The sequence below is a fragment of the Streptomyces sp. XY431 genome (assembly GCF_001279805.1).
GTDB classification, from domain to species: domain Bacteria; phylum Actinomycetota; class Actinomycetes; order Streptomycetales; family Streptomycetaceae; genus Kitasatospora; species Kitasatospora purpeofusca.
The window spans coordinates 1-6694 of sequence record NZ_LGDO01000167.1 but is presented as its reverse complement, the minus strand read 5'-3'; the positions used below and the strand labels follow the sequence as shown (position 1 = coordinate 6694).

5 protein-coding genes and 1 pseudogene are annotated in these 6694 nt (G+C 71.4%); 3 read left to right on the top strand and 3 right to left on the bottom strand.

Features of this window, described 5'->3' with window-relative positions; translation table 11 throughout:
• On the top strand, positions 1-434 hold a 434-nt coding region (locus tag ADK60_RS18780; protein ID WP_053647437.1), incomplete at its 5' end, for a hypothetical protein.
• Between the two features lie 131 nt (positions 435-565).
• Here ADK60_RS18780 and ADK60_RS18775 read toward each other — a convergent pair.
• Positions 566-1600 carry an ABC transporter substrate-binding protein gene (locus ADK60_RS18775; protein WP_053647435.1) on the bottom strand — a complete coding sequence of 345 codons (1035 nt, stop codon included), beginning with the start codon at positions 1598-1600 and terminating at the stop codon, positions 566-568.
• Positions 1601-1667: 67 nt separating this feature from the next.
• Here ADK60_RS18775 and fecE point away from each other — a divergent pair.
• Positions 1668-1832, top strand: a pseudogene (fecE, locus tag ADK60_RS18770) (Fe(3+) dicitrate ABC transporter ATP-binding protein FecE); the annotation flags it as partial.
• 182 nt (positions 1833-2014) lie between these two features.
• Here fecE and ADK60_RS18765 read toward each other — a convergent pair.
• Positions 2015-3019, bottom strand: a complete 1005-nt coding sequence (locus tag ADK60_RS18765; RefSeq protein WP_063783186.1) for a helix-turn-helix domain-containing protein — start codon at positions 3017-3019, stop codon at positions 2015-2017.
• 317 nt (positions 3020-3336) lie between these two features.
• On the opposite strand from ADK60_RS18765, the gene ADK60_RS18760 reads away from it, so the two are divergent.
• Positions 3337-3720 (top strand): hypothetical protein, encoded by a 384-nt coding sequence (locus tag ADK60_RS18760; RefSeq protein WP_053647429.1) that lies wholly within the window; start codon positions 3337-3339, stop codon positions 3718-3720.
• 165 nt (positions 3721-3885) lie between these two features.
• Here ADK60_RS18760 and ADK60_RS18755 read toward each other — a convergent pair whose 3' ends face one another.
• Entirely contained in the window at positions 3886-6237 is a 2352-nt protein-coding gene (locus ADK60_RS18755) for a transglycosylase domain-containing protein (RefSeq protein WP_053647427.1), read from the bottom strand.
• Between the last annotated feature and the right edge of the window lie 457 nt (positions 6238-6694).

Here is a 6694-nt window from a genome sequence, read left to right as displayed (position 1 = left end):
CGCTCACCCCGCCCACCCGCATCCCCGGCAACACCTCGATCGGCCGCAACCAGGCCTGGTACTCGCCGAACGGCAAGGTCGTGCTCGCCATGCAGGGCGACGGCAACGTCGTGCTGTACCGCGACGGCAAGGCGATCTGGGTCGCCCAGGGCGCCATGCCCCGCGGCGAGTTCCTGGTGATCCAGGGCGACGGCAACCTCGTCGTGTACGCCGCCGACAACACCCCGCTGTGGAACAGCCAGACCGGCGGCAAGTGGGGCGCCGAGCTGACCATCTACAACGAGGGCGCGATCGCGGTCGAGCTGAACGGCAAGATCCTCTGGACCTCCGCGCCGCCGCAGCCGCCGCAGCTGCCGCCGTGCCCGCCGTGGGGCCCGCCCTACCCCGGCCAGATCATCCCGCCGTGGTGCCCGGCCTGGCCCTTCCCCTCCTAGCAGGGCGGACCGGGGCCCGGCCGGGACCTGCACCCGGCGGGGCACTTACCGGAACACGGTGCCGGAGCGGCGGGACGTACGGGCAGTCGCCCCCGCCGCTCCGGCACCGCCTCCACTCGACAACCCGCGCGTCAGCCGAGCTTCTTCGCACCCTGGACGGCCTTGGCCAGGCCCTCCAGCAGCGGGGCCGCGCCCAGCCAGGAGAACCGCGGCACCGCGTCCCACGGGGTGACCTGGCCGGCCTTGACCGCGGGCAGCGCGGACCAGGCGGGCTTGGCCGCGGGGTCGGCGGGCTGGAGGGCGGTGCTGCGGTTGTCGAGCAGGATCAGGTCGGCCTTGTACTTGCCGGCGTTCTCCCAGCTCAGGCTCTCGAAGTAGCCCTGCGGGTCGAGCGCGTCCGGGACGACGAAGTCGACGCCCAGGTCGCGGAAGTACATCAGGTCGGTGCTGAGCGACGGGTTGGTGACGCAGAAGAGGTCGGCGCTGCCGGAGGCGGCCATCACCTTGAGCCCGCCGGCGGCCTTCGCGGCCTGCCGCAGGGTCTCCGCGGCCGCCTCGAAGCGCGCCTTGGCCTCGGTGACCTGCTTGGCGTTCAGGTCCGCGCCGAGCGACTCGGCCAGCGCGGCGTAGCGCTTGATCGGCTCGGGCAGCGGAACCCGGGCGGTGGTGACGGCGACGCTGGGGGCGAGGGCGAGGATCTTGTCCTTGCTCTCGTCCGGGACGTACCAGAGGGCGTCCGGGTCGTACATGTGGGTGACCAGGAGGTCGGGGTGCAGCGCCGCGTACTTCTCGATGCCGAACTCGCCCCAGGCGTTGCCGACGATGGTGACCTTGTCGATGTCGAGGTTGCCGGCGGCCGGGTCGGCCTTGCCGTCGGCGCGCCTGGTCTCGCCGAAGACGCCGACGATCCGGTCACCGAGCCCGAAGTCGTGCAGGGCGGCGGCGGTGCCGGTGAAGGCGACGATCCGGCGCGGGGTGTTCTTCGCGGTGACGGCCCGGCCCCGGTCGTCGGTGAAGGACCAGGCCCTGCCGTCGGCGCCCCCGCCGTCCGCGCCCTTGCTGCCGCCCCCGCTGCCGCAGGCGGCCAGTGCGGCGCCGAGGCCGGCGGCGGTGAGGAGGGTTCGGCGGGTGGGTCGCCCGGGGGTCGGGAAGCCGGGGTTGGGCATGGGGGTGCCTTTGTTCGGTGGTGGGAGTGGTGAAGGTCCCGGGGTGGGTCGGACCCCGAGCCGAGACCACCTCACCGTCACGCGCGAGGGCCGGGTGGTCGCCGCCGGCGACCCGGGCGAGATCCTCACCGCCGAGCTGGTGGAGGAGGTCTACCGCCTCCCCTGCCGCATCATCCCCGACCCGGAGACCGGCACCCCGCTGGTCGTCCCGGCCGCCCCGAAGCGGAACTGACCGGGCCTGACCGGGCCTGACCGATCGTTTCAGACCGGCTTTCGAAGGCGCCGGAGGCAGATCAGGACAGCACCCGATCCGAACTGTCCGTCAGACCGGACCTCGAACTGTCCGCTCACGGTGGGTCGGTGTCTTCCTGCCTGTGTCTCGCAGCGGCCGGTTGTCCCGGGCGTTCCGTTGTCTCACTGGGCTCGGAGGAGGGCCGCGGCTGCGGTGGTGGGGTAGTGACGGACGCGGTTGCCGTCACGTCGGCTGGTGACAAGTCCTGTTTCGCGGAGCACGGTGGCGTGTTCGGAGGCGGTGGCGAGGGCGACGTCGGTGCGGTGTGCGAGGTCGCTGGTGGTGAGTCCGGGAGCGGCGACGACGGTCCGCAGGAGGGCGGCTCGGGTGCCGCCGAGGAGCCTGCCGAGAGCTTCCCCGTTGCGGGTCCGCGGGTCGGGACGGCCTGCGGTGAGTGGGTGGGCGCTTTGGGGGTCGAAGGGCAGCGGGTACGCCAGGACGGTCGGGCTGCCGGTGTCGTCGCCGAGGCGCACCCGGGGCAGGGGGCCGCAGAACAGCATCGGGGCCAGACGCAGGCCTTGTCCTGCCAGGTCGACGTCCGCGTCGGTCGGGGATCGCACGGTGAGCACGGGTGGTTGCCAGGTGACGGCGGGATGTACCTGGCGGAGCAGGGCGTCGACGCCGTGGCGGGTCAGGAGAGTGCTCTTGTGGGCGATGTCGGCATCCAGCACGGCCTGGATGCGGGGCTCGTACGGGGTGACGGCGATCCGGTTCCAGGCGGTCAGCGCGTCGGTGACGGCGGTCATGGTGTCGCTGTCGCCGTCCGCGAGGCCGCGCACCCAGCTGGGCAGGCGGGTGGTGGTGCCGAGGCGGATGAGGTCAGTGCGGAGCCGGCGCCTGGAGGTGGCGCGGACGGCCTCCACTGCGGCGGCGGTGTCGCCCGGGTCGCCCCGAAGGACCGGGGTGAGGAAGTCCGGGATCCAACCGTGGCCCGGTACGAGGTCGCGGAGCGGGCGGACGGCGGCCGGTATCCGGCCTTGCAGGCCTTCCCGCCACGGTCCGAAACGTAAGTGCTGATCGGTGCGGGAGAGCGCCTGCAGGGCCAGCACGGCCTCGCTCAACGGTGGTGGCGAGTCGTTGAGCGTGACCTTGGACAGGTCCTCGAAAGTGAGATGAAGCCTCAGCACCGCGTCACCCCCGTGTCGTGCCCATCGGCGCCCCTGATGCTACCGGCCGGTTTCGGGCCGCGCCGAAACTCCGTGCGACCCCGTGCGAGCGCTGCCAGGCTCGGTCCTACCGGTTCCGGTACCGGACCACCGACCGTCCGCTCCTGTCAACGAAGACCTCATGCGCCCTCGTTCACCCACCGCGGTCACCGCGGTCCTGGCGTGCCCGGGTCACGGGACCGCGCGCACATGAAGGACTTGAGCCGTTGGCGACAGGAACACCGGGCCAGGAGCGCTCCCGGAAGCCGGAGCGCCGGAAAACCACGAAGGGAACAAGCATGAGCATCGACAGGAAGACCAGGTTCGGCCTCGCCGCCGCGCTCGGCACGGCCGCCGTCCTCGCGTTGGGCGCCAACCCGGCCTTCGCGCAGGAAGGCAACTTCACGGTGGGCAGCGGCTCCTGCGTCGCCATCGAAGAGATCCAGCTCCAGTCGACCAGCACCGGGTGGCACGACTTCATGGAGGCCAACCCGATCCAGGCCTCGGCGACCGACCCCTACTGGTGTCGCTTCAGCCTGATCGACAACGGCCGGGAGATCTGGCACTCGACCGGCGCCGGCTCCGGCTGGTGGTACGACGGACCTGGGCACAGCATGCAGGTGTGCGTCGAACGCTGGTACAACGGCACCCGCCAGACCCACTCCTGCGGTCCGCTCAACTGAGTTCCCAGGCCCGACCGTCGGGCCCCACGCCCCGACGGTCGGGCCTGGCACCTCGTTGGCCGGATGCCCAACTGCTGGCACGCCCAACCCCTCTGACGCCCCGTTGGCCAAGAGCCCAACCCTCCCTCGGGCCCGCCCGGCGCACCGGTCGGGCCCGATGCACCGTCAGTCGTTCTGCCCGGCCGGGGCGTTCGCTGCGGCGTCGGCCGGAGCACCGGCGGGAGCACCGGCCGGCGCCGAGGCCGGGGCGTTGGCCGGAGCGTTGGCCGGGGGGCGGCCCGGGGTGGTGGCCGGGGCCGAGGTCCGGCCGCCGCCGGTGCGGGCGTTGGTCGGGGAACCGGTCGGCGAACCCGTGGGGCTGCCGCTGGCACTGTCGCCGTCCTTCGGGTCCTTCCGGGGTGCCGGGTCGGGGATGTCGGCCATCGGCATGGTCTGCTTGGGCGTCCCGCGCAGGGCCTGGTTCATGGCATCGCGCCAGATCGGACCGGGGCCGTCGGCGCCGAAGACCTCCTTGCGGTACTTGCCGTTGATGGTGATGTTGCGCATCTCCACACCGCCGTTGGGGCCGCCGATCCAGACCGAGGTGGCGAGCTGCGGGGTGTAGCCGCTGAACCAGGCGGCCTTCTTCTTGTCGGAGGTGCCGGTCTTGCCGGCGATCTGGCGGTCCCCCTCCAGGCCGAGGTCGCGGCCGGTGCCGGTCTCGGTGACGCCGTTGAGGACGGCGTTCAGCACCTTGGCGGTGTCCGCGGAGAAGGCCGTCTCGCAGCGGGCGGGCGGGACCGGCACGTCCTTGCCGTCGACGGTGGTGATCGAGGTGACGGCGAGCGGGGCGCAGTACTTGCCGTTGGCGGCGAACGTCGCGTACACACCGGCCATGCTCAGCGGGCTGACCTCCTCGACGCCCAGGCCCATCGCGGGGACCTCCTCCAGCGGCTTGCCGCTCGCCTTGGTGGCGATGCCGAGCTTGTTGGCCATCTGCTTGACCGCGCAGAGGCCGATCTCCTGCTCCATCTGCACGAAGTAGGTGTTGACCGAGAGGGCCATCGCCTCCTTCAGCTGGTACGGCCCCTGCTCGTTCGCCGACTCGTTGGGCACCACCGCCTTGGGCTTGGTGGTGTTCTTCCAGGTGCCCTCGCAGGTCTTCACGGTCGGGTACTCGAGCTTGTTCGGCGAGGCGTACTCCTGGACGGGCGTCAGGCCCGCTTCCAGGGCGGCGGCCACCACGATCGGCTTGAAGGTGGAGCCGGGCTGGAAGCCGTTGCCGCCGCCCATCGCCGCGTCGACGTTGAAGTTGACGACGGTCTGGTTCTTGCTCTCGGAGAGGCCGTACGGGCGGGTCTGGGCCATCGCCAGGATCTTGCCGGTGCCCGGCTCGACCATGCTGGCGGCGGCCGACACCGGGTCGGTGACCCGCACGTTGGAGCTGACCGCGTTCTGGGCGGCGGCCTGCTTGTCCGGGTCGAGGGTGGTGCGGATGTTCAGGCCGCCCTGGTCCCAGAGCTTCTTGCGTTCGGCGGCGGTGGCGCCGAAGACCGGGTCCTGCTTGACCACGTGCCGGACGTAGTCGCAGAAGAAGCCCATGCCCGCCTTGGCGGTGATGCAGCCGTTCTGCGGTTCCTTGTAGTTCAGGCCCAGCGGCGCGGCCTTGGCCTCCTTGGCCTGGTCGGCCGTGATGTGGCCGTTCTCCAGCATCTTGTCGAGCACGGTGTTGCGCCGGTTGAGCGAGGCCTGCGGGTGCGCCTTGGGGTCGTACTGGGACGGGTTCTGCACCAGTCCCGCCAAGGTGGCGGCCTCGGCGACGGTGAGGTCCTTGTTGCTCTTGCCGAAGTACCGCTGGGAGGCGGCCTCGACACCGTAGGCGCCGTTCCCGTAGTAGGTGATGTTGAGGTAGTTGGTGAGGATCTGGTCCTTGGTCAGGTCCTCCTCCAGCTTGATGGCGATCTTCAGTTCCTGGATCTTGCGGCCCAGGGTCTTGCGCTGCGCCTCCCGGACCGCCACCGGGTCGTCGCCGGCCTTCTCGACGTTGACGTTCTTCACGTACTGCTGGGTGAGCGTCGAGGCGCCCTGGGACGTGGTGCCGCTCTCCGCGTTCTTGCTGATCGCCCGGAGCACACCCTTGGGGTCGACGGCGCCGTGCTCGTAGAAGCGGGCGTCCTCGATGTCGACCTGCGCCTGCCGCATCAGCGGGGACATCTGCTCGGCGGTGAGGACGGTGCGGTCGCGCTCGTAGACCTTGGCGATCAGCCCGCCCTTGGCGTCGAAGATCTGGGTCGCCTGGGTCAGCGGCGGCGTCTTGAAGTCGTCCGGAATGTCCTCGAACCCCTCCGCCGTGTTCTTGGCGGACAGCCCGAGCGCACCGACGGCCGGCAGGGCCATGCCCGCCAGCAGCGCGCCGGACACCACACTGACGCCCAGGAAGGTCGCGCTGTGGCGGACCAGCCGCAGCGGCGAGCTCCGGGTCGGCGGCGGCGTCTCGTCCTCGGGCGAGTTCCATATCGGGGGGGTGTTCGATTCCATGTCGGAATGCTAATCCTCGACCGTGGGCGGTCGAACCGGTTTTCCCACAGGATTGTCACAGCAACGCAACAAATCGCGGAAAAAGGGCCCGGCGAGGCGATCGGTGCACGAACTCTATTTCCGCGCCGGAGCTTTCGCACCGGCGCTGCCCGGGGCGGCGGACAGCGCCCGACACTGTATTGATGCCTCGGGCGGGCAGAAAGGTTGCACACGCCCCCGCCCGAACGTGCAGTCGGCCTGCCCGGGCGGGCATCGGGCCTGCTCAGTGGCGGTGGTCGGGTCGGCGGCGGTGGTCGGGTCGGCGGCGGTGGTCGGGTCGCGGGTCGGCGGTGGCGGTGGTCGGGTCAGTGGCGGTGGTGGTTGTCGGGCTGGGCCGGGTCGCCGGGGTGTTCGAGGCCGGGGACGAGGGTGAGGCGGGTGGCGCGGGCGTGGTCGAGGCCGCGGGCGAAGGGGGGGC